This is a genomic window from Micromonospora eburnea (assembly GCF_900090225.1).
In the GTDB taxonomy this organism is placed as follows: domain Bacteria; phylum Actinomycetota; class Actinomycetes; order Mycobacteriales; family Micromonosporaceae; genus Micromonospora; species Micromonospora eburnea.
The window spans coordinates 1,237,764-1,258,999 of sequence record NZ_FMHY01000002.1 but is presented as its reverse complement, the minus strand read 5'-3'; the positions used below and the strand labels follow the sequence as shown (position 1 = coordinate 1,258,999).

Below are 21,236 nucleotides of genomic sequence, written 5' to 3'. Positions count from 1 at the left end.
GCGTCGCCGTTGACGCCCTCGCGAGGGGGTTCTTGTTAGGAGGGGCCCCCTGTTATGCACCAGGCGTTAACAGGGGGCCCCTCCTTGCGACTCAGCCCTGGACGCCGAGACGCTCCAGGATCAGCTCGCGGACGGTCTTGGCGTCCGCCTGGCCGCGGGTGGTCTTCATGACCGCGCCGACCAGCGCGCCGGCCGCCGCGACCTTGCCGCTGCGGATCTTGTCAGCGATGGCCGGGTTGGCGGCGATCGCCTCGTCCACGGCGGCGGTGAGCGCGCCGGTGTCGGAGACGACCTCCAGATTGCGGTTGGTCATGATCTCGGTCGGCGAGCCCTCGCCGGCCACCACGCCCTCCAGGACGGTACGGGCCAGCTTGTCGTTGAGCTTGCCCGCGTCGACCAGGCTCTGCAGCTCGGCGACCTGCCCCGGGGTGGCGCCGATGTCGGCCAGCTCCACGCCGGTCTCGTTGGCCCGCCGGGACAGCTCGCCCAGCCACCACTTGCGGGCGCTGGCCGGGGTGGCTCCGGCGGCCACGGTGGCCTCGATCAGCTCGACCGCGCCGGCGTTGACCACCGACTGCATGTCCAGGTCGGACAGGCCCCAGTCCTGCTGGATCCGCTTGCGGCGCAGGCGCGGCAGCTCCGGCAGGGCGGCCTTCAGCTCGGCCACCCAGGCCGGGTCCGGCGCGAGCGGGACCAGGTCCGGCTCCGGGAAGTACCGGTAGTCGGTGGCGGTCTCCTTGGACCGGCCGGGCGTGGTGTCCCCGGTGTCCTCGTGGAAGTGTCGGGTCTCCTGGGTGATCTTCCCGCCGGCGTCGAGCACGGACGCCTGGCGCAGCATCTCCGAGCGGACCGCCCGCTCGACCGAGCGCAGCGAGTTGACGTTCTTGGTCTCGGTGCGGGTGCCCCACTCGTCACCCGGCCGGTTCAGCGAGGTGTTGACGTCGCAGCGCAGCGAGCCCTCCTCCATCCGAACGTCGGAGACACCCAGCGACCGGATCACGTCGCGCAGCTCGGTGACGTACGCCCGCGCCACCTCCGGCGCGAGCGCGCCGGTGCCGGGGATCGGCTTGGTGACGATCTCGACGAGGGGAATGCCGGCCCGGTTGTAGTCGACCAGCGACTCGGTCGCGCCGTGGATCCGGCCGGTGGCGCCGCCGACGTGCAGCGTCTTGCCGGTGTCCTCCTCCAGGTGCACCCGCTCGATGCCGATCCGCACCAGCTCGCCGTTGACCTCGACGTCCAGGTAGCCGTCGACGCAGAGTGGCTCGTCGTACTGGCTGATCTGGAAGTTCTTCGGCATGTCCGGATAGAAGTAGTTCTTCCGGGCGAACCGGCACCACTCGGCGATGGAGCAGTTCAGCGCGAGGCCGATCCGGATGGTCGCCTCGATGGCGGCCTTGTTGGCCACCGGCAGCGAGCCGGGCAGGCCCAGGCAGACCGGGCAAACGCGGGTGTTCGGCTCACCGCCGAAGTCGGTCGGGCAGCCGCAGAACATCTTGGTGTTCGTGCCCAGCTCGACGTGGGTCTCCAGGCCGATCACCGGTTCGAAGCGCGCGACGACCTCGTCGTACGCGGGCAGTGTCGTCGTCATCTGAGCTCCAGGCGCGATCCGGACGGAACCGCCCCAGCCTAATGGGGATGGGCGCGGTCACCTCGCCCGGGTTTGCCTCCACGCCGGCACGCGCCCCGGCCCGCCCAGGGAAGCCGTCCCCGGGCGGGCCCGGAGGTCAGCGCTCCTCGACCACGCCGAGGTACATCACCTGCGGGTCGATCGGGTTGAAGGCGACGCTGGTGATCCCGTGGTGGGAGTTGTGCTGCGCGGTCAGCTTGCCCTTCGACGCGTCGTACCGGTAGAGGTCGGTTCCGTAGCCGGCGAACGACGTGCCGTACTCGAAGTACAGCACGTTCGGGTCGACCGGGCTCGGCCACAGCGGGGTGCCGTTGAACAGCGTCGGCCCGGAGCCGTCGAGCATCGACACGAAGCTGCGGCCCCCGTCGGTCGAGCGCCAGATGCGCCGCGCCGAGTTGTCGTTCCGGCTCTCGTCGTAGCCCTCCAGCCAGACCGTCCGCGGATCCGCTGGCGAGATAGCCACGGAGAAGGCGTTCACGCGCGCGGTGTCGCCGACCCCGGACGACCGGGTCCAGCTCTGCCCGCCGTCGAACGTCACGTAGCTGCCGTGGCTCATCGTGCCGACGACGACGTGGGCCCGGTCGGTGGGATCGATCGCCGCCTTGTAGACGAACTCGTCCGGCCCGGCCGGCACCCCGACCGCGGACCAGGTGGCGCCGCCGTCACCGGAGTCGTAGATCTGCCCGGCCTTGCTGACCGCCCGCAGCACCCGCGCGTCGGCCGGGTCCACCGACAGCCCGGTCACGCCATCGCCGGGGACCGGGCCGAGGGCCTTGCCGACCTGGTCGCCCTGCACCCAGAAGATCGGCTGGTCGTTGACGCCGTACGCGTAGGCGATGCCCCCCGGCCCGGCGGCCAGATCGTACGTCGCCAGGTCCGGCGCGGTGTCGACGATCAGCTGCCAGCTGCAACCGGCGTCGGTGGACCGCTGGATCGTCTTCTTCGAGATCGCCACCAGGGTGTTCGGTGTCGTCAACGCGACGACCTTCGGGTAGGCCACCGGGGTGGGGGCGGTCGTGGTGGGCACCAGGACGGTCCCGTTGTTGCGGGTGAAGGTCACCGAACCGTCGCCCCGCACCGTGCCGCACTGCGGGCGGTGCCAGCCGTCGGCAGCGGCGGCGGGGAGCGCGGAGGCAAGGTTGACGGCGCTCGCGGCCGTGACGGCCAGCGCGATCGAACCGCTGAGTCGAGAGAAGATCATGAGGCATGTCTAGACGTGGGCATGCGCGATCACCAGAAGTTTCGGGTGTCCGAGCCCGGCCATGGCCTGTGTCGGACACCCGCGGAAGGGGGGCGCGGGTGTTCGAGTCGTTGGGTCTGACCCCCGTGGAGGAGTCGGTCTACCTGGCCCTGCTGCGGAAACGGCAGTCGACCGTGCCGGAACTCGCCCAGCAGGTCGGCGAGAACCCGCGGGTGGTGCGCGCGGCGACCGAACGCCTGGAGGATCTCGGCTTCGTCAGCCGCCGGGTCGGCTCCGGCACCCGGCTGGTGGCGACCCGCCCGGACGTCGCGGTGAACGCCCTGGTCGTGCGACGCACCGCGGAGTTCGGCGCAGCCCGTCGAGCCGCCGAACGGATGGCGGCCGAGTTCCCGCAGGAACTGCTGACCAGCCCGGACGAACTGCTGGAGATCGTCACCGGGCGGGCCGCCGTCGAGGCCCAGTTCGTCCAGCTCAGCCACGGTGTCACGAACGAACTGCTGGTCCTCGACCGGCCGCCGTACGTTCAGGAGGTGGCCGCCGCGAACCTGCCCGAGAACGAGCTGCTCAGCCGGCAGGCCAGCGTGCGCGGGATCTACGCCCCGGAGGCGTTCGAGCTGCCCGGCGCCTTCGAGCAGGCGATGGCCGCCGTGGCGGCCGGGGAACAGGCGCGGGTGCACACCGACGTACCGCTGAAACTGGCGATCAGCGACCGCTCGGTGGCGCTGCTGCCGCTGGCCAGCGAGCGGGCCGTGGACGCGGCGCTGGTGATCCGCGCGCCGATGGTCGTGTCGGCGCTGGTGAAGCTCTTCGAGATGCTGTGGGTGCAGGCCACCCCGCTGCCCGTGTGGGATCCGGAACGGCCCGCGCCCGGGGGCGACGAGCTGGACCTGCGGCTGCTGGGGCTGCTCGCCACCGGCCTGAAGGACGAGGCGATCGCCCGGGAGCTCGGGGTGAGCGTACGCACCCTGGGCCGCCGCTCGTCGGCCCTGCTGACCACCCTCGGCGCCCGTACCCGATTTCAGGCCGGGTTGCAGGCCGGGCGCCGCGGCCTGGCCTGAACCCGCGACGCCCGCCTCAACAGCCCGCCAGCCGGTCGGGCGTCACTCACCCGCCGTGAACCGCTGGCGACGGGCGCGCAGCACGACGAGGATCATCCCACCGACGGCGATGGCCGCGACGCCCAGCAGCAGCGTGGTGACCAGGCTCGAACCGGTGACCGGAAGGCCGGAACCGGGTGTGGTCGACGGCGAGGCGGCCGGAGCCGGCGTGGCCGTCGCCGACGCGGTCGGCGTCGCGGTCGCCGTCGGCGAGGATGTGGGCGCGGCGGCGATGGTGAGGGTCACCTCGGCCGTGTCGCTCGACGCCGTGCCGGTCGCCTTGACCGTGAAGCTGGCACTGCCGGCGGCTTCGGGAACACCGCTGAGCAGTCCGTCAGGGGCGAGGGTGAGCCCGGCGGGCAGGTCGCCGGCGGCCACACTGAACGTGATGCCGGAGTCACCGGCGGCGGTGAACCGGAACGAGTACGCCTCGCCGACCGTGCCCTGATGCGGGTCCCCGGAGGTGATGGTGGTGGCCGGGTCGGCGATGACGACCGTGACGTCCCGCTCGGCGTAGAAGCCGTTCGCGTCGGTCATCCGGACGCTGAACGTGTAACTCCCCACCGCGGTCGGCGTACCCGACAGCGGCCCCGACGACGACAACGCCATCCCCGGCGGCAACGCACCCGACCGCAACGCCGTCGTGTACGGCCCGACACCACCGGCGGCCGTGAACGTGTACGTCGGGTACGGCTGACCGGTGTACCAGGGTGAGGTGGGGGTGCCCGAGGTGATGGTGATCGTCGGCGCGACCACCTCGATGGTCACGTCCCGCTCGGCGTAGAAGCCGTTCGCGTCGGTCATCCGGACGCTGAACGTGTAACTCCCCACCGCGGTCGGCGTACCCGACAGCGGCCCCGACGACGACAACGCCATCCCCGGCGGCAACGCACCCGACCGCAACGCCGTCGTGTACGGCCCGGCACCACCGGTGGCCGCGAACGTGTACGTCGGATACTTCTCGCGGGCGGTGACCGGCGAGGCCGGATCACCCGAGGTGATGGTGATCGTCGGCGCGACCACCTCGATGGTCACGTCCCGCTCGGCGAAGGACCCGTTCGCGTCGGTCATCCGGACGCTGAACGTGTAACTCCCCACCGCGGTCGGCGTACCCGACAGCGGCCCCGACGACGACAACGCCATCCCCGGCGGCAACGCACCCGACCGCAACGCCGTCGTATACGGCTCGACACCACCCGACGCCGTGAACGTGTACGCCGGATACGTCTCGTAGGCGGTGACCGGCGAAGCCGGATCACCCGAGGTGATGGTGATCGTCGCGGCAGCCGCCGGCTGTGCCGTGCCGAAAAGGAGCACCATGAGCGCCGACAGAATCATGATCGGCCGTAGCGTCTTCATCGCCCGTCCAGGAAATTTATGAGGCAAGCCATTCGCGTTCGCCAGTGAGAGGCACTCTATCCAATCAGGACCACTGGCAAGGCGTAATGGACCGAACGGTGCGCGCGTGCCGCCGATTCGCGGGGCGGCCCGTCGGACCGCCCCGCGAGAGGGTCACAGTGCCGGCGGGGTGAGGGTGCCGACCGCGGACTCCAGGGCGGCCGCGACCCGGTACATCCGGTCGTCGGCCATGGTCGGAGCCATGACCTGGAAACCGACCGGAAGCCCGTCGGAGAGACCGCACGGGACCGAGATGGCCGGTCCGCCGTACAGGTTGGTCGGAATGGTGAACAGGTCGGCCAGGTACATCTGGTACGGGTCGGCGGTGCGCGCCCCGATCGGGAACGCCACGAACGGGGTGGTCGGCGAGATCAGCGCGTCGACCCGCTCGAACGCGGCGGTGAAATCCCGGGTGATCAGGGTACGAACCTTCTGCGCCTGCCCGTAGTAGGCGTCGTAGTAGCCCGAGGAGAGCGCGTACGTGCCGATCATGATGCGCCGCTTCACCTCGGGACCGAAGCCGGTCTCGCGGGTCAGCGACATGACCTCCTCCAGCGACCGGTTGCCGTCGTCGCCGACCCGCAGGCCGAACCGGACGCCGTCGAACCGGGCCAGGTTGGAGGAGCACTCGCTCGGCGCGATCAGGTAGTACGCCGGCAGCGCGTACCGGAAGTGCGGGCAGGAGACCTCGACGATCTCGGCGCCCAGCTTGGCCAGGGCCTCGACGGACTCGCGGAACGCGGCCATCACGCCCGGCTCGGCACCCTCGCCGGTGAACTCGGTCACCACACCGAGCTTCACCCCGGTCAGGTCGCCGGTCGCGCCGAGCTTCGCCGCGCCGACCACGTCCGGCACCGCGGCCGGGATCGAGGTCGAGTCGCGCGGGTCGTAACCGCCGATCACCTCGTGCAGCAGCGCGGCGTCCAGCACCGTACGGGCGCACGGGCCGGGGGTGTCCAGCGACGAGGAGAACGCGACCAGGCCGTAGCGGGAGGTGCCGCCGTAGGTGGGCTTCGCGCCGACCGTGCCGGTGACCGCACCCGGCTGGCGGATCGAGCCGCCGGTGTCCGAGCCGATCGAGAGCGGTGCCTCGTACGCGGCCAGCGCCGCCGAACTGCCGCCACCGGAGCCACCCGGGATGCGGTCGAGATCCCACGGGTTCCGGGTCGGGCCGTACGCGGAGTATTCCGTGGAGGAGCCCATGGCGAACTCGTCCATGTTGGTCTTGCCGAGCATCACCGTGCCCGCGTCGCGCAGCCGCTGCACGATCGTCGCGTCGTACGGCGGGCGCCAGCCTTCCAGGATCTTCGAGCCGACGGTGGTGGGCACGCCCTTGGTGGTGAGCACGTCCTTCACCGCGACCGGCACACCGGCCAGGGGGCCCAGCTCCTCGCCGGCGGCCCGGCGCTCGTCGACGGTACGGGCTGCGGCCAGCGCGCCCTCGGTGTCGACGTACAGGAAGGCGTTCACGCGGTCGTCGACGGCGGTGATCCGGTCCAGGTGGGCCTGGGTCACCTCGACCGCGGAGGTCTCTCCGCTCGCGACGAGCGCTGCGATCTCGGCGGCGCTCAGCTTCGTCAGGTCACTCATGCCGCCACTCCGCTTCGCTCCGTGCCGCCATGAGGCACCACCACGCTGAGCCCAATGATTCGCTCGCTGCGCTCGCTCATGCCGCCACTCCGCTTCGCTCCGTGCCGCCATGAGGCACCACCACGCTGAGCCCAATGATTCGCTCGCTGCGCTCACTCATGCCGCCACTCCGCTTCGCTCCGTGCCGCCATGAGGCACCACCACGCTGAGCCCAATGATTCGCTCGCTGCGCTCGCTCATGAGGCCACATCCTCGTCCAGGATCCGCGGGACGCGGAACCGCTGCTCCTCGGCGTCGGGGGCACCCGACAACGCCTCCTGCGGGGTCAGCCCGGGCACCACCACGTCCTCGCGGAGGACGTTGGTCAGCGGCACCGAGTGGGAGGTCGGCGGGATGTCCGCCGCGGCGACCTCGCCGACCTGGGCGACCGACTGGAGGATCACGTCGAGCTGGCCGGCGAAGATGTCCAGCTCCTCCTCGGTGACGGCGAGCCGCGACAGTCGCGCGAGGTGCGCGACCTCCTCGCGGGAGATGGCGGCCATGACGACCCCTTCCTGGCTGTGTGCTGCGTGCCGACCTGCCCGCGTGCCGCGCAGGTGGTGACCGTGCCGAGTCTATGTGTCGGGGCCCTCGGCGGTGCCTCCGGCTCCCCGGCCGCCCACCACCCGCCACGCCCCGAGGGCGCGGCGTGGCGGCTTCGCCCGTGCCACGTCCGGGCGAGGGCGACCGGCTATGCGTGGTCGTCGCTGGCGTGCGGCCCCGGATGGCGGCGCGGCCCGTCGGCGTCGGCGGTCACCACGGGGCGGACCGGTCGGTACCGGGCCAGCCAGGCGGCCAGTTCCCCGGCCGGCATCGGCCGGGCGTGGAACCAGCCCTGGGCCACGTCGCAGCCGGCGGTGTGCAGCAGCCGCCAGGTGCGTTCGTCCTCCACGCCCTCGGCCACCACGCGCAGCCCGAGCGCCCCGGCCAGCTCGATCATCGACCGTACGATCGCCGCGTCGTCCGGGTCCTCGGCCATGCCGAGGACGAACGACCGGTCCACCTTCACCTCGGACAACGGCAGCCGGCGCAGGTGCTGCAAGGACGAGTACCCGGTGCCGAAGTCGTCCAGCGCGATGCCGACGCCGATCCGGTGCAGCTGGGAGATGCTGGCCAGCACCCGGCGGGGGTCGGCCATCAGGGCGCCCTCGGTGATCTCCACCTGAAGCCGGTCCGGGCGTACCCCGTAGCCGGCGAGCCGGTCGGCGATCTGGTCGGCGATCTCGCCGGTGTGCAGGTCCCGGACGCTGACGTTGAGCGCGGCGCGCAGCGTGATCCCGGCCGCCGACCACTTCGCGAGTTGCTCCACCACGTCGTCCACCACCCGCCGGGTGAGCAGCCGCATCACCGCGCTCTGCTCGGCGACCTGGATCAGCTCCCCCGGGTCGACCATGCCCCGGCGCGGGTGCCACCAGCGCAGCAGCGCCTCGACCCCGACCACCTCACCGGTGGCGATCTCGATCTGCGGCTGGTAGTACATCGTGATCTCGCCCGGATCCCCGGCCGGGTCGTCCGCGCCACCGGTCCTCCCGATCACCGCGCCCCCGGGCCGGCCCTCGGCCTGCCCGGTGGGCAGGTTCTCGACGTGGCCGGCCGGCCGGCTGTCCGGAGCGCCGCCGGCGGCTCTCTCCGGTTGGCCACCGAACGTCGCCGGCCGGCGTTCCCCTTGGCCGGCAGCTCCCGGCCCGTCGGTGGTGACCGTCCGGGCCGCCCGGCGGCGGATCGGATCGGCGTTGGCGACGATCAGGCTGATCAGTTCGTCGTCGGGCGGCACCTGGGCGCGCTCACGGCGCCGCAGCCGCCACCGCCCCGACCCGCCCCCCGGCCGGGCGGCCCCGCCGGCCCGGCCACCGTGGCGAGATACGCCGTCGCCCCGGCCGACGCGGGCCGGACCGGTCAGAGCGGGCGCGGACCCCAGGGCGGCGCCGTCGCCCCCGCGTACGCCGGGCGGCTCCCCGGTGCCGGCGACGGTCGTGGCCTCCAGGACCCGGCGCAGGTCGGCGAGGAGGCTGAGCCGTTCCGCCGAGTTGTGGTCGGACTCGGCCGCGTACACGGCGACGGTGTCGTTGCGGTGCTTTGCGTCGTACATGGCCACGTCGGCGTGGCGCATCAGGGTGGCGAAGTCCTCGCCGTGCTCGGGGAAGATCGCGATGCCGATCGATCCGCCCACATCCAGCGGCAGCCCGTCCAGCGGGACCGGCTCGGCCAGCGCGGCGACCACCCGGTCGGCCAGCTCGCGGGCCTGGTCGGTGCCGGTGAGCCGGGGTACGACGATGGCGAACTCGTCACCACCGAGGCGGGCCACCAGATCGCCCTCGCGTACCACGCCGGTCAGCCGGGCGCCCGCCTCGACCAGCAGCCGGTCCCCCACCGCGTGCCCGAGGGCGTCGTTGACGTGCTTGAACCGGTCCAGGTCGAGCAGCAGCAGCGCCAGATGGGCGTCCGGCTCACCCCGGGCGGCCCGCTCGGCGTGCAGGTGCACCTGCTCGGCCACCTCGGCCAGCAGCGCCTTGCGGTTGGGCAGCCCGGTGAGCGGGTCGAGGGCGGCCAACTGCTCCCGCTCGGTGGAGAGCCGGGCCATCCGGTAGACCGCGAACAACGGCACCAGCACCAGTGGGATCAGCGCGGCGCTGGCCCGGGAAGCGGCGACCAGCACCGGGGCGAGCAGCAGCAGCGAGCCGGTGGAGAGCAGCTCGTAGCCCAGGCCGAGCCGGACGTTGGGCCACCAGCGGTCACCGAAACGCAGCCGGATCGCGGAGCTGACCAGGCCGTAGCTGACCACGAACCAGGCGGCGGTGGCGCCACCCACCGCCGCCACGTCCGTCCAGTGCAGCCGCCCGCCGTCGAACAGCTCGCCGGAGCCGAGCCGAGTGAACGCGTACGCGGCGGCGAGCGCGCAGGCGTACTGGGCGGCGTTGAAGGCGGTCCGCCAGGGGGCGTGCCCCAACCGCCAGCCGGAGACGGCCACCGCCACGGCCTGCACGGCGACCGCCGGACCGAGCCCCCAGCCGAGCAGGATGGCGAAGCTGAAGCAGGTCGACGGGAAGACCGCCGACGTGCGCCGTCGGCCGGGTGGCACGAACGGTCGGGCGTCACAGGCGACGGCGAGCGCCGCCATGGTCCAGAACGCGGCCGGCAGCCCGGACAGCCGATCGGGCAGCCGGGCCAGCGGACCGGCCGAGACGAGTACGGCCAGCACACCGACCGCCACGACGAAACCGAAGAACGGCGCACCCCGCCCGGGCGGAACCGAGTTTCGCGGGTCGCCGGTCTCCATCGCACCTCCCGGGCACGGCCCTGACGTGCGCCGTCCGCACGCCGTACGCCAATGAAACGCCCTCGGTGCCGGATTTCCCGATACGACAGTCACGAATCGGTCGTAGTCGTAATTAAGTTGGTATACGCGGCGCGACCCCAAGATTCACTTTGCGCCCGGTCTCAGGACTCGACGCGGGCCACCGCCAGGGCCGCCTCCGGGCCGGACTCCAGCAGCACCCGGAAGCCCTCCTCGTCGAGGACCGGCACTTTCAGGCTGGCGGCCCTGTCGGCCTTGGCGCCGGGACTGTCGCCGACCACCACGAAGCTGGTCTTCTTGGAGACCGAACCGGTGACCTTGCCGCCCCGGCTCTGGATCGCCTCGGACGCCTGGTCGCGGCTGAACCCGCCCAGGGTGCCGGTCACCACCACGGTCAGCCCTTCGAGGGGACGCGGCCCTTCCTCGCCGGCCTCCTCGGCCATCCGTACGCCGGCCTCGGCCCACCTGCGCACCACCTCGCGGTGCCAGTCGACGGCGAACCACTCCCTGATGCTGGCGGCGATGGTCGGGCCGACGCCCTCCACCGAGGAGAGCTCCTCCTCACCGGCCGCCTCGATCGTCTCGATCGAACGGAAGTGCCGGGCGAGGGCCTGCGCCGCCTTCGGACCGACGTGCCGGATGGAGAGGGCGACGAGCACCCGCCACAGGTCGCGCTCCTTGGCCACGGCCAGGTTGTCCAGCAGTTTGCTGGCGTTGGTGCCGAGGGTGCCGTCCTTGTTGACGAAGAACGGCGAGCGGGCGAGCTGCTCGGCGTCGAGCTGGAACAGGTCGCCCTCGTTGGTGATGATCTGGTCGTCCAGCAACGCGGCGGCGCTCTTCTCGCCGAGCGCCTCGATGTCGAGCACCTTGCGGTCGGCCAGGTAGGAAACCCGTTCGCGGATCTGGCCGGGGCACAGGCGCGCGTTGGGGCAGCGGATGTCGACGTCGGCCTCCTTGGCCGGCGCGAGCGGGGTGCCGCAGGCCGGGCAGGTGGTCGGCATGACGAACGGGCGGGCGTCGGCGGGGCGCAGATCGACCACCGGGCCGAGCACCTCGGGGATGACGTCGCCGGCCTTGCGCAGCACCACCGTGTCGCCGATCAGCACGCCCTTGCGCTCCACCTCGCGGGCGTTGTGCAGGGTGGCCAACGCGACCGTCGAGCCGGCCACCCGGACCGGTTCGAGGACGGCGAACGGGGTGACCCGCCCGGTGCGCCCGACGCTGACGTCGATGTCGAGCAGCTTGGTGGTGACCTCCTCCGGCGGGTACTTGAAGGCGATCGCCCAGCGCGGCGCGCGGCTGGTGGAGCCGAGCCGCCCCTGGATGGAGACCGGGTCGACCTTGACCACCACGCCGTCGATCTCGTGCTCGACGTCGTGCCGGTGCTTGCCGTAGTAGGCGATGAAGTCGGCCACGCCGGCCAGGTCCGGCACCACCCGCCAGCGGTCGCTGGTGGGAAGGCCCCACGCCTTCAGCGCCACGTACGACTCGGACTGCGCCGCCGGCTGGAAGCCCCGGCGGGCGCCGATGCCGTGCACCACCAGGCGCAGCGGGCGGGAGGCGGTGATCCGGGGGTCCTTCTGGCGTGTGCTGCCGGCGGCGGCGTTGCGCGGGTTGGCGAACGGTAGCTTGCCCTGCTCGACCAGGCCGGCGTTGAGGTCGTCGAAGGCGGCGACCGGGAAGTAGATCTCGCCGCGTACCTCCAGGAACTCCGGCACCTCGGGGAAGTCGTCGGACGGGGTGAGCTGGGACGGCACGTTCTTGATGCTGCGCACGTTGGCGGTGACGTCATCACCGGTGCGCCCGTCACCCCGGGTGGCGGCCCGGACCAGCCGGCCCTTCTCGTAGGTCAGGTTGATGGCCAGGCCGTCGACCTTCAGCTCGCAGAGGTAGGGGACCGGGCCACCGACTTCCCGCTCGACCCGTTCGGCCCAGGCGGCCAGTTCCTCGTCGGTGAAGGCGTTGTCCAGCGAGAGCATCCGCTCGGCGTGGGTGACCGACGCGAAGTCGGTGGAGAAGGTGCCGCCCACCCGCTGGGTCGGCGAGTCGGGGGTGCGCAGCGCCGGATATTCCGCCTCCAGCGCCTCCAGCTCACGCAGCAGCTTGTCGAAGTCCGCGTCCGGGATGGTCGGCGCGTCCAGCACGTAGTAGCGGTATTGGTGCTCGGTGAGCTCCTGGCTCAGCGTGGCGTGCCGCTCCCGCGCCTGTGGGGTCGGCTCGGCGCCCGCCGCCGCCTCCTGCGCGGGGCTGACCGCCTGTGGAACCGCATCCTCGGACACCATGCCGCTGTCGACCTCCCGTAATCGTGCTACCTCCGCACGCTAGCCGGCAGGCCTGACAACCTCCCCATACCTGCCGCCGACCGGGGCGGTTGATCATGAAGTTGTTGCCTTCGTCACCGACGTGTCGGGGCAACGACTTCATGATCAGCGGCTGGGTCAGTCGTGGGGAGCGGCGAGGATGGCGAGCTGGTTGGCGTACTCGATGCGGGTGGACCAGGCGGCGGGCCAGGCGGACATGCCGTGTGCGGCGCCGAGAAAGGCGCCGGCCAGGGCGGCGATCGAGTCGGAGTCGCCGGCCGTGGTGGCGGCCCGGGCCAGCGCGCCGACCGGGTCGTCGGCGTGTCGTAGCGCGCAGAGCAGCGCGGTGGCCAGGGCCTCCTCGGCGATCCAGCCCTCGCCGGTGAGCCGGCACGGGTCGTCGCCGTCGTCCGGGCGGGCCAGCGCCGCGTCCAGCCGGTCGAGCGTACGCAGGCACTCGTCCCAGCCGCGGGCGATGAACTCCTGCGGCGTCGCCGCGCCGGAGCGCTGCCACAGGTCGCCGAGCCAGTCGCCCCGGTAGACCGTCCGCTGTTGCCGGGCCCGCGCGGCGAGCAGGCCGGGCAGCTCGGCGAGCGCGGCGCCGTCGCGCAGCAGCCGGACCGCGTACGCGGTCAGCTCGCTGGCGGCCAGGCCGGTCGGATGGCCGTGGGTCAGCCCGGCCTGGAGCTGAGCCAGCCCGGCGAGGGTGTCGAGGTCGACGTCGAGGAGCCCGACCGGGGTGACCCGCATGTTCGCCCCGCACCCCTTCGAGCCGGCCACCGTCGCCTCCTGCCAGCGGGTGCCCCGGTCCAGCTCGGCGCAGGCCCGCAGACAGGTCATCCCGGGTGCGCGGTTGTTGTCCGGGCTGACCGCCCAGTCGAGGAACCGCCGCCGCAGCAGCGGCTCCACCACCTCCGGCGTGTACGCGGGCGCGTCGCGCAGCGCCCAGGCCACAGCGAGCGCCATCTGGGTGTCGTCGGTGACCAGCGCCGGATCGCCGGTCAGCTCGCGGGGGCCGGCCGGGCCGTACCGGCGGACGATCTCGGCGACGGTGAGGAACTCGGTGGGCTTGCCCAGGGCGTCCCCGTAGGCGAGTCCGAAAAGTGAGCCGGAGGCGCGGCGCGGAGCGGAGTCGGTCACGCAGGCGATCATGCCCCGCCCGCGCAAGCCTCGCCGGCCGGCCGCGGTCCCGCCGGTCAGTCCCAGCAGAGGCAGAACGGGTGCCCGGCCGGGTCGGCGTAGACCCGCCAGTCGTCGCCTTCGCCGGGCAACCGGCGTGCGCCCAGGGCCAGCACGGCCTTCTCCGCGGCCTCGATGTCGTCCACCGTCACGTCGAGGTGGAACTGCTGCGGCCGATCCGGGTCGGGCCAGTCCGGCGCGCGCAGCCCGAGCGCCTTCTGGAACGCGATCCGGGGCTGGTGCCCAGGTGGGCCGCCGAGCACCACCCACTCGTCACCGTCGGAGCTGTCCTCGATCAGCGGCAGGCCGAGCAACTCGGCGTAGAAGCCGGCCAGGGCACGCGGATCGGGACAGTCGATCACTGTGGAGCGCAGTCGTCCAACCATGCCGGCCATCCTGCCCACGGGCTACGACCGTGAACAACCACTATTCCTCGGACAGCCGGCGCCCGGCGTCGCGGCAGGCGGTGAGGACCGCCCGGGCGTACGCCGGGGTGGCTCCGGCCAGGCCACAGGCGGGGGTGACCACCACCTGTTCGGCGAGCCGGCGGCGGGGGAAGCCGAGCCGGTCCCAGAGCTGTCGTACCCGGTCGGCGACCTGGGCCGAGGTCGGGGCGCGCCCGGCGGTCGGGGGCAGCGCGGGCGCGGCGCCGGCCAGCAGCCCGAGCCCGGCGTCGATCGCCTCGCCGAGCGGGTCCAGGTCGGTGACCAGGCCGAGGTCGAGGGCGACGCCGACCGCCCCGGCGGCCCGGATCAGCTCCAGCGGCACGTCGGGCGCGCAGCAGTGCACCACGGTCGGCACCCCGGCCGCCTCGATCACGCCGCGCAGCAGCGTCCGGGCGACCTCCGGCTCCACCGCCCGGTAGGTGCCGAAGCCGCTCTCCGTGGGCACCCGGCCGGCCAGTGCCGCCGGCAGGGACGGCTCGTCGAGCTGGAGCAGCACCGACGCGCGGGGCAGCCGCCGGGCGACCGCCTCGACGTGCCCGCGCAGTCCTTCGGCGAGCGAGCCGGCGAGGTCGCGGACCGCGCCCGGGTCGCGGAGCAGCCGGCCGCCGATCGGCAACTCCAGCGAGGTGGCCAGGGTGTACGGGCCGGCCGCCTGGATCTTGACCGGACCGGCGTACTCCTCGGCCTGTTCGGCGAGCTGGTCGAGGTCGCGTTCCATCAGGTCGCGGGCGCGGCGCAGGTCCCGGCCGGGGCGTGGGGCGATCCGCCAGCGGGCCGCGTACAGCTCGACCGGCAGCTCGACCAGGAGGCCGCCGGTCCGGCCGATCAGGTCGGCGCCGGGGCCCCGGGCGGGCAGCTCCGGCAGGTGCGGCAGGGCGGGCAGCTCGCCGAGCACGATGCGCTGCGCCTCGGCGATGTCGGTGCCGGGCAGCGAACCGATGCCGGTCGCCGCCCCCGCGGGCCAGGGCCAGGGCTGATCAGTCACCGCCGCAGACTATCCGTTGCCGGGCCCGCCCTCGCCGCGGACGCCGTTGGACGGAAACCACGGGTACGCCGGACTGCTGCGCGAGATCGTGCTCGATCCGGGAAGTAGTGGCCTCGTCCCCTTTCCGATACCACTCGTTCCCGGGTCGAGCACGATCTTGGCGCGGAGCACGGGCGGACCGGGCCCGGAGCGCGGGGCAGCGGCGGGTCAGCCGGTGATGGTGGCGGAGCCGAGCACCACGTCCCCGGCCGGGTCCGGCCGGTACGCCACGATCGCCTGGCCGGCGGCGACGCCGCGGACCGGGCGGCGCAGGTCGGCACGGAGGCCGTCGGCGGCAAGTTCGACCGTGGCCGGCACCACGTCGCCGTGCGCCCGTAGCTGCACCTCGCACTCGATCGGCGCGACCGGCCGCTCGCCACCTGTCCAGACCGGACGGGTGGCCCGGACCTGGGCGACCTCCAGCGCCTCGGCCGGGCCCACGGTCACGGTGTTGGTCTTCGGGGTGATGGAGAGCACGTAGCGGGGGCGACCGTCCGGGGCCGGTCGATCCAGGTGCAGGCCGCGCCGCTGCCCGACGGTGTACTGGTAGGCGCCGCTGTGGCTGCCGACCACCGTGCCGGTGAGCGCGTCGACCACGTCGCCCGGGGCCTCGCCGAGCCGCTGCGCGAGGAAGCCTCGGGTGTCGCCGTCGGCGATGAAGCAGATGTCGTGCGAGTCGGGCTTGTCGGCCACGGCGAGGCCGCGCCGGGCGGCCTCCGCGCGTACCTCGGCCTTGGTGGAGTCGCCGAGCGGGAAGATCGAGCGGTCGAGCTGCTCGCGGGTCAGCACCGCGAGGACGTACGACTGGTCCTTGGCCACGTCGACGCTGCGTCGCAGCAGGCCGTCCGGGCCGAGCCGGGCATGGTGGCCGGTGACCACGGCGTCGAAGCCGAGGGCCACCGCGCGGTCCAGCACCGCGGCAAACTTGATCTTCTCGTTGCAGCGCAGGCACGGGTTCGGGGTACGGCCGGCCGCGTACTCGGCGACGAAGTCGTCCACCACGTCCTCGTGGAACCGGTCGGCCATGTCCCAGACGTAGAACGGGATGCCGATCACGTCGGCGGCCCGCCGGGCGTCCCGGGAGTCCTCCAGGGTGCAGCAGCCCCGGGCTCCGGTGCGGTACGTCTGCGGATTGCGGGCCAGCGCCAGGTGCACCCCGGTCACGTCGTGCCCGGCCGCCACCGCCCGCGCCGCCGCCACGGCAGAGTCCACCCCGCCCGACATCGCCGCCAGAACCCTCACCGGCCCACTCCCCTCGTCCTCACCGAGGGTATCCGGGTCAGCGGGGGCTACGGAGAGCGGCCGCGCGCCGGGCCCGCTCCACCGTGCCGGGCAGCGCGGCGATGAGGGCGTCGACGTCCGCGCGGGTGCTGGTGTAGCCGAGGGTGAACCGCAACGACGACCGGGCCCGGTCGTCGTCGGCGCCCATCGCCAGCAGCACGTGCGAGGGCTGGGCCACCCCGGCGGAACAGGCCGAACCGGTGGAGCAGGCGATGCCCTGGGCATCGAGCAGCAGCAGCAGGGCGTCCCCCTCGCAACCCGGGAACGAGAAGTGCGCGTTGCCGGGGAGCCGGTCGACCGGGTCACCGTTGAAGACCACCTCGGGGACCGCCTGCCGGACCCGCTCCACCAGCTCGTCGCGGAGCGCCGCGACCCGGGTCGCGTACTCCTGCTGGCCCTTCACCGCGGCCTCGACGGCGACCGCGAAGGCCACGATGCCGGCGGTGTCGAGGGTGCCGGAGCGGACGTCGCGTTCCTGGCCGCCGCCGTGCAGCACCGGGGTGGCGGCCACGTCCCGGGCCAGCAGCAGCGCGCCCACGCCGGCCGGACCGCCGAGCTTGTGCCCGGTGACGGTGAGCGCGGAGACCCCGCTGGCGGCGAAGTCGACCGGTACCTGGCCGACGGCCTGGACCGCGTCGGTGTGGAACGGCACACCGTGCTCGGCGGCGACCGCGGCCAGCTCGGCCACCGGCTGCACCGTGCCCACCTCGTTGTTCGCCCACATCGCGGTGACCAGGGCGACCCGGTCGCCGTGCGTGGACAGCTCGGCACGGAGCCGCTCCGGGTCGAGCCGGCCGATGGCGTCGACCGGCAGCCAGCCGACCTCGGCGCCCTCGTGTCCGGCCAGCCAGTCCACCGTGTCCAGCACCGCGTGGTGCTCGACGGCGCTGGCGACCACCCGGGTGCGGTCGGCGCGGGCGGCGCGGCGGGCCCAGAAGACGCCCTTCACGGCGAGGTTGTCGCTCTCCGTGCCACCCCCGGTGAAGATCACCTCGGAGGGGCGGGCACCGAGCACGGCGGCGACCCGTTCACGGGACTCCTCCACCCGCCGGCGGGCGCACCGGCCGGCGGCGTGCAGCGACGACGCGTTGCCCACCTCGCGGGCGGTGGCGACGTACGCCTCAAGTGCCTCGTCGAGCATCGGGGTCGTCGCCGCGTGATCCAGGTATGCCATCGGGGTTCAGCCTAACGGCCGAGCCGGGGCGTGCCGGGCCCCGGACCGCTCCTCAGGAACCAGGTCCGGTTTGTCCTTCCCGGCATGATGCGGATGTCCTTGCTCGGTAGGCTGAACCGAGGGCCGCCCTGACGGCTGATCGGCGGGCCGGCTCAGCTCCCCGGCCCGCCGATCAGCTCCCTTTCGTCCTTATCGCGGAGCGCTCACCGGCGCTTGCGGATCTCCTCGGCGGCCTGCGGGACGACCTTGAACAGGTCGCCGACCACGCCGTAGTCGGCCAGCTCGAAGATCGGCGCCTCGCCGTCCTTGTTGACCGCGACGATGGTCTTCGAGGTCTGCATGCCGGCGCGGTGCTGGATCGCGCCGGAGATGCCCAGCGCGATGTAGAGCTGCGGGGAGACGGTCTTGCCGGTCTGGCCCACCTGGAACTGGTGCGGGTAGAACCCGGAGTCGACCGCCGCGCGAGACGCGCCGACCGCGCCGCCGAGCAGGTCGGCCAGCTCCTCGACCAGCTTGAAGTTGTCGGCGTTGCCGACCCCGCGGCCGCCGGAGACGACGACGGACGCCTCGGTGAGCTCGGGGCGGGAGCCCTTCTGCTCGGCGACCCGCTCGACGACCCGGGCCAACTTGTCGGCGTCACCGACGGAGACGGTGAGCTGCTCGACGGCCGGGGTGGCCGGGGCCGGGGCCGGGGTGAGCGAGTTCGGCCGCACGGTGACCAGCGGCAGGCCCTTGGTGACCTTGGACTTGACGATGGTGGAGCCGGCGAAGGCGACCTGGGTCGCGGTGCCGTCCGCTTCGAGGGCGACCACGTCGGTCAGGATGCCGTTGTCCAGCTTCACGGCGAGCCGGGCGGCGATCTCCTTGCCCTCCTGGGACGAGGCGAGCAGCACCGCCGCCGGCTGCACCCGAGCGACGAGGTCGGCCAGCACGGTGGCCTTCGGGGCCACCAGGTAGCCGTCGATCTCCTCACCCTCGGCGGCGTAGACCTTCTCCGCGCCGTACTCGCCCAGCTTGGCGCCCAGCGCCGCCGCCGCGCCGGCACCACCGAGCACGACCGCGCTCGGGGTGCCCAGCTCGCGGGCGAGGGTGAGCATCTCCAGGGTGACCTTCTTGACGCCGAACTCCCGGGTGGCTTCGACGACGACGAGAACCTCAGACATGTCCAGACCTCACACGAACTTCTCGGTGGCGAGGAACTCGACCAGCTTCACGCCGCCCTCGCCCTCGTCGGTGATCTTCTCGCCGCCGGAGCGCGGCGGGCGCTTGGTGTGCTCGAGCACGGTGCTGGTCGCCCCGTCGAAACCCACCTCGGAGGCGGCGACACCCAAATCAGCCAGGGCGAGCGTCTGCACCGGCTTCTTCTTCGCGGCCATGATGCCCTTGAACGACGGGTAACGCGGCTCGTTGATCGTGTCCCACACGGAGACCACGGCCGGGGTCGAGGCGGTGACCACCTCGTAGCCCTCCTCCGTCTGCCGCTCCACCGTCAGGGTCGACCCGTCGACGGTGAGCTTGCGCGCACCGGTCAGCGCGGCCACACCCAGCCGCTCGGCGATCATGTGCGGCATCACCTGGACCCGACCGTCGGTCGACTCCGCACCACAGATCACCAGGTCCGCGCCCAACTGGCCGAGCGCGGCCGCGAGCACCTTCGAGGTGACCACCGCGCACGAACCGTGCAACGCGTCGTCCACCACGTGCACGGCCCTGTCCGGCCCCATGGACAGCGCCTTACGGATCGACTCGGTCGCCTGGTCCGGACCCATGGTCAGGATCGTGACCTCACCGCCGTGCGCCTCCTTGATCTTCAACGCCTCCTCGATGGCATACTCGTCCATCTCATTGATGACGTTGCTCGCCGAACCGCGGTCGACGGTGTTGTCGTCAGCACGCAGGTTGCGGTCCGCGCCCGAATCAGGCACCTGCTTGACGAGTACGACGATGTTCATCGCGCTTCGACGACCCTCCTGTTTGGTGTAGCGATCCCTCGCCCGGTCACGGGCGCAGCCTCCCGCGTGACTTAACGATCGGTCAACTACGGGCTGCTGTGCACTTGCCCACGGGGCCAATGTTACCCGCAAGTAGCATCACCCCTTCGGAGCCTTAGAGTGACACAGCTCACCGCGGGACCGAAGCGCGGGTAAGCTCGCAAATCGGGAGGTGACGCATATGTCGGAAAAGGCCGTTCCGGTGACCGTACGCGACGCGGCGGAAGGCGGCCCCACCTCCCGCCGCCCCTGCCGTCGGATGGTCCCGGACACCTACCGGTGCGCCTGCGGCCGGGTCCGCGACCGCTGCGTCCGGGCCAGCATCCGGACCCTCTGGTCCGCCCAGTCGGTCAGGCCGGCTCGGCCAGGGCCGCCCTGATCCGGTCGAGCACCGTCGCCTCGCCGGAACTCACGCCGCGATGGGCCTGCGCCACCTGGTCGGCCGCGGCCAGCACCACCGACCGGTACATCTCGACGTCCCCCGGTGACTTCGCCCGCAGGATCGCCATCGACCGGCTCAGCGCGGGCAACACGGTCGCCTCGATCTCCAGCTCGGAGTCCCGGGGCAGCTCCGGCAGCGGGCCGGTGGTCAGCGCCTCCTTCACCACCCCGCTGGCCGCGCCGAACGCACCCGACGCCGCGATGCTCTCCCGCACCATGGCCAGCATCCCGGGCTCGGCGTTGGAGACCAGGAAGACGGCGCCGAACGCCCCGGTCTTGAGGGTCAGCCGCTCCTCAGCCGTCAACCGTTCCATGATCATGGAGTGTAGACGTACGGGGTGGACGTGGTGACCGCAACGAGCCCGAGCCGCTCCAGAATCGGCCGGCTGTCCGGCGAGCAGTCCACCTGCACCAACGCCTTCCCCCGCTGCTCGGCCAACCGCGCCCGGTACGCCACCAGCGCCCGGTAGATGCCCTTGCGCCGCCACTGCGGCAAGGTGGAACCGCCCCAGAGGGTGGCGAAACCGGTGTCGCGCAGGTAACGCACCCAGCCGGCGCTGACCACGCTGTCGCCCGCCTCGGCCACCACCACCGTGATCGACTGCGGGTCGGCCGCGATCTCCTTCGCCAGCCCGGTCACCAGGTGGCTGCGGTCGACCTGCCAGACCGCCTCCTCCATCGCGCGAATCCGCTCCAGGTCCTCCCGGGCGGTGACCTCGCGCAGGCGTACCCCCTCGGGCAGGACCGGGACGGCGGCGGCCAGGGCCGCGACCGGGCCGACCACGACGGTCTCCAGTTCCTCCGGCACGAACCCGGCGGCGCGCAGCCGGTCGCCCAGGTCGGCCGGCTCGTCGTGGCCGTTGAGCTTCCACTCGACCGCCTCGCCCCGGGCGCGGAAGAACTCGACCTGCCGGGCGATCAGCGCGTCCAGCTCCGCGCCGGCCAGCCCGCCCAGGTCCCGGTAGGTGATGAAGCCGCGATGGTCCAGGCCGAGGATGCGGACCAGCGGGCCGTCGCGGTCCACGGTCACCCCGGCCGGCAGCGGGTCCGGGATCTCCGGACGGATCTGGTTGTCGTACGCGTCGCGCAGGGTCCGCGCGTCAAGATCGGTCATGCTGACAGGCTAGGCACTGCACAAAGCGGATAATCG

General features: G+C 72.6%; 17 protein-coding genes. 1 reads left to right on the top strand and 16 read right to left on the bottom strand.

The features are described from left to right. Positions 1–91: 91 nt before the first annotated feature. Together gatB and GA0070604_RS06035 are read right to left on the bottom strand one after the other, a co-directional pair. Entirely contained in the window at positions 92–1,591 is a 1,500-nt protein-coding gene (gene gatB, locus GA0070604_RS06040; RefSeq protein ID WP_091115469.1) for an Asp-tRNA(Asn)/Glu-tRNA(Gln) amidotransferase subunit GatB, read from the bottom strand. Between the two features lie 136 nt (positions 1,592–1,727). Further along, a complete protein-coding gene (locus GA0070604_RS06035; RefSeq protein ID WP_091115466.1) occupies positions 1,728–2,831 on the bottom strand; it encodes a WD40/YVTN/BNR-like repeat-containing protein in 1,104 nt (367 codons plus the stop codon). Between the two features lie 98 nt (positions 2,832–2,929). On the opposite strand from GA0070604_RS06035, the gene GA0070604_RS06030 reads away from it, so the two are divergent. Beyond that, a complete protein-coding gene (locus tag GA0070604_RS06030; protein ID WP_091115463.1) occupies positions 2,930–3,889 on the top strand; it encodes a helix-turn-helix domain-containing protein in 960 nt (319 codons plus the stop codon). 42 nt (positions 3,890–3,931) lie between these two features. On the opposite strand, the gene GA0070604_RS06025 is transcribed toward GA0070604_RS06030, so the two are convergent. From GA0070604_RS06025 to GA0070604_RS05960, 14 genes are all read right to left on the bottom strand, one after another. Next, on the bottom strand, positions 3,932–5,287 hold the full coding sequence (locus tag GA0070604_RS06025; RefSeq protein ID WP_091115459.1) for a putative Ig domain-containing protein: 1,356 nt from the start codon (positions 5,285–5,287) through the stop codon (positions 3,932–3,934). 153 nt (positions 5,288–5,440) lie between these two features. Beyond that, on the bottom strand, positions 5,441–6,916 hold the full coding sequence (gene gatA / locus GA0070604_RS06020; protein ID WP_091115456.1) for an Asp-tRNA(Asn)/Glu-tRNA(Gln) amidotransferase subunit GatA: 1,476 nt from the start codon (positions 6,914–6,916) through the stop codon (positions 5,441–5,443). A gap of 236 nt (positions 6,917–7,152) precedes the next feature. After that, positions 7,153–7,458 carry an Asp-tRNA(Asn)/Glu-tRNA(Gln) amidotransferase subunit GatC gene (gatC, locus tag GA0070604_RS06015; RefSeq protein WP_091115452.1) on the bottom strand — a complete coding sequence of 102 codons (306 nt, stop codon included), beginning with the start codon at positions 7,456–7,458 and terminating at the stop codon, positions 7,153–7,155. A gap of 188 nt (positions 7,459–7,646) precedes the next feature. Then, positions 7,647–10,232, bottom strand: coding sequence for a putative bifunctional diguanylate cyclase/phosphodiesterase (locus tag GA0070604_RS06010; RefSeq protein ID WP_091115447.1), 2,586 nt, complete (start codon positions 10,230–10,232; stop codon positions 7,647–7,649). A 161-nt stretch (positions 10,233–10,393) separates the two neighbouring features. Continuing rightward, positions 10,394–12,529 (bottom strand): NAD-dependent DNA ligase LigA, encoded by a 2,136-nt coding sequence (gene ligA, locus GA0070604_RS06005; RefSeq protein WP_091126930.1) that lies wholly within the window; start codon positions 12,527–12,529, stop codon positions 10,394–10,396. A 159-nt stretch (positions 12,530–12,688) separates the two neighbouring features. Next, complete coding sequence (locus tag GA0070604_RS06000) at positions 12,689–13,702, bottom strand: ADP-ribosylglycohydrolase family protein (RefSeq protein WP_091115444.1); 1,014 nt, start codon at positions 13,700–13,702, stop codon at positions 12,689–12,691. Positions 13,703–13,746: 44 nt separating this feature from the next. After that, positions 13,747–14,115, bottom strand: coding sequence for a VOC family protein (locus tag GA0070604_RS05995; RefSeq protein WP_208601976.1), 369 nt, complete (start codon positions 14,113–14,115; stop codon positions 13,747–13,749). A gap of 40 nt (positions 14,116–14,155) precedes the next feature. After that, positions 14,156–15,160 carry a uroporphyrinogen decarboxylase/cobalamine-independent methonine synthase family protein gene (locus tag GA0070604_RS05990; RefSeq protein WP_091115438.1) on the bottom strand — a complete coding sequence of 335 codons (1,005 nt, stop codon included), beginning with the start codon at positions 15,158–15,160 and terminating at the stop codon, positions 14,156–14,158. 207 nt (positions 15,161–15,367) lie between these two features. Beyond that, on the bottom strand, positions 15,368–16,441 hold the full coding sequence (gene mnmA, locus GA0070604_RS05985; RefSeq protein WP_091115435.1) for a tRNA 2-thiouridine(34) synthase MnmA: 1,074 nt from the start codon (positions 16,439–16,441) through the stop codon (positions 15,368–15,370). Positions 16,442–16,478: 37 nt separating this feature from the next. Next, complete coding sequence (locus GA0070604_RS05980; RefSeq protein ID WP_091115431.1) at positions 16,479–17,654, bottom strand: cysteine desulfurase family protein; 1,176 nt, start codon at positions 17,652–17,654, stop codon at positions 16,479–16,481. Between the two features lie 203 nt (positions 17,655–17,857). Beyond that, complete coding sequence (locus tag GA0070604_RS05975; protein ID WP_091115428.1) at positions 17,858–18,817, bottom strand: electron transfer flavoprotein subunit alpha/FixB family protein; 960 nt, start codon at positions 18,815–18,817, stop codon at positions 17,858–17,860. 9 nt (positions 18,818–18,826) lie between these two features. After that, entirely contained in the window at positions 18,827–19,606 is a 780-nt protein-coding gene (locus tag GA0070604_RS05970; RefSeq protein ID WP_091115424.1) for an electron transfer flavoprotein subunit beta/FixA family protein, read from the bottom strand. 389 nt (positions 19,607–19,995) lie between these two features. Continuing rightward, complete coding sequence (locus GA0070604_RS05965) at positions 19,996–20,406, bottom strand: hypothetical protein (protein WP_091115420.1); 411 nt, start codon at positions 20,404–20,406, stop codon at positions 19,996–19,998. Continuing rightward, positions 20,403–21,200, bottom strand: coding sequence for a GNAT family N-acetyltransferase (locus tag GA0070604_RS05960; protein ID WP_091115417.1), 798 nt, complete (start codon positions 21,198–21,200; stop codon positions 20,403–20,405). Before GA0070604_RS05960 ends, GA0070604_RS05965 begins: the two co-directional genes overlap by 4 nt. Positions 21,201–21,236 lie beyond the last annotated feature (36 nt).

Bases quoted from the DNA above. Each gene is read 5' to 3' on its own strand.
- gatB (WP_091115469.1), bottom strand. From the start codon at position 1,591: ATGACGACGACACTGCCCGCGTACGACGAGGTCGTCGCGCGCTTCGAA.
- GA0070604_RS06035 (WP_091115466.1), bottom strand. From the start codon at position 2,831: ATGATCTTCTCTCGACTCAGCGGTTCGATCGCGCTGGCCGTCACGGCC.
- GA0070604_RS06025 (WP_091115459.1), bottom strand. From the start codon at position 5,287: ATGAAGACGCTACGGCCGATCATGATTCTGTCGGCGCTCATGGTGCTC.
- gatA (WP_091115456.1), bottom strand. From the start codon at position 6,916: ATGAGTGACCTGACGAAGCTGAGCGCCGCCGAGATCGCAGCGCTCGTC.
- gatC (WP_091115452.1), bottom strand. From the start codon at position 7,458: ATGGCCGCCATCTCCCGCGAGGAGGTCGCGCACCTCGCGCGACTGTCG.
- GA0070604_RS06010 (WP_091115447.1), bottom strand. From the start codon at position 10,232: ATGGAGACCGGCGACCCGCGAAACTCGGTTCCGCCCGGGCGGGGTGCG.
- GA0070604_RS06000 (WP_091115444.1), bottom strand. From the start codon at position 13,702: ATGATCGCCTGCGTGACCGACTCCGCTCCGCGCCGCGCCTCCGGCTCA.
- GA0070604_RS05995 (WP_208601976.1), bottom strand. From the start codon at position 14,115: ATGGTTGGACGACTGCGCTCCACAGTGATCGACTGTCCCGATCCGCGT.
- GA0070604_RS05980 (WP_091115431.1), bottom strand. From the start codon at position 17,654: ATGGCATACCTGGATCACGCGGCGACGACCCCGATGCTCGACGAGGCA.
- GA0070604_RS05975 (WP_091115428.1), bottom strand. From the start codon at position 18,817: ATGTCTGAGGTTCTCGTCGTCGTCGAAGCCACCCGGGAGTTCGGCGTC.
- GA0070604_RS05970 (WP_091115424.1), bottom strand. From the start codon at position 19,606: ATGAACATCGTCGTACTCGTCAAGCAGGTGCCTGATTCGGGCGCGGAC.
- GA0070604_RS05965 (WP_091115420.1), bottom strand. From the start codon at position 20,406: ATGATCATGGAACGGTTGACGGCTGAGGAGCGGCTGACCCTCAAGACC.
- GA0070604_RS05960 (WP_091115417.1), bottom strand. From the start codon at position 21,200: ATGACCGATCTTGACGCGCGGACCCTGCGCGACGCGTACGACAACCAG.